Source organism: Kitasatospora sp. MY 5-36 (genome assembly GCF_001182915.1).
Taxonomy (GTDB): Bacteria; Actinomycetota; Actinomycetes; order Streptomycetales; family Streptomycetaceae; genus Kitasatospora.
Genome location: NZ_LFVW01001380.1, coordinates 1 through 694 on the forward strand (window position 1 = coordinate 1; position 694 = coordinate 694).

The following is a 694-nucleotide window of genomic DNA, read 5'->3' on the forward strand; positions in this document are numbered from 1 at the left end:
GCCTTCAGCAGCGCCCGGTCCCGGTCGGTCAGCCGGTCGTGGTCCGGCAGCACCGCCTGCGACTCGTCGGCCGGCCGCACCCTGATCCGCCGGTGCGGCAGCCCCCAGGCGTGCGACCGCCGGGGCCCGCCCCGGTGCCACGGGGACAGCGCCAGCTCGCAGGCGCGCACCCGCACCCACCCCTCCGGGTTCCCCGAAGCGGTGACCGCGCCCCAGCTCCGGCGCGCCTCCCCGAACGCCCGCCGGACGCAGTGCACCGCCCGGTGCCGGCAGGCGGTCAGCAGGAACACCTGCTGCACCAGCCGGGTGTGGACGGTTTCGTAGAGCTCCTCGAAGGTGACCGCCGGGGCCTCCGCGTCGAGGTCGTCCTCCGCGCTCGAGGGCGCGGCGGCGGCCAGCGCCGCCCGGCCGGGGCTGACGGGGCCGCGCCCAACGGGGGCGGCGTGCTCCTTCGGTGCCTGCCCGGGGTCGGGTGCCGGCTGCCCTCCGTCGGCATCCTGCGTGGCCGGGGCCCGGTACGGAGCGCCGCCGCGGCCGTCCGCGTCCGTGGCGGCCGTCGGCGCGTGGCCGGGGTCCGCGGACGGGGAGTTCTCCGTCCGGTCTTGTCCGGTGCCGGGGGCGTCAGCGTGCCGACCGGGGTCGGCAGGGGGCGCCGACTCGCTTCCGCCGCCGGGTGGGCCGGGGTCGGCAGCGG

Annotated in this window: 1 pseudogene; it reads right to left on the reverse strand. The window is 79.8% G+C overall.

What is annotated here, in order from left to right:
• Positions 1-694, reverse strand: a pseudogene (locus AE652_RS42540) (hypothetical protein); the annotation flags it as partial.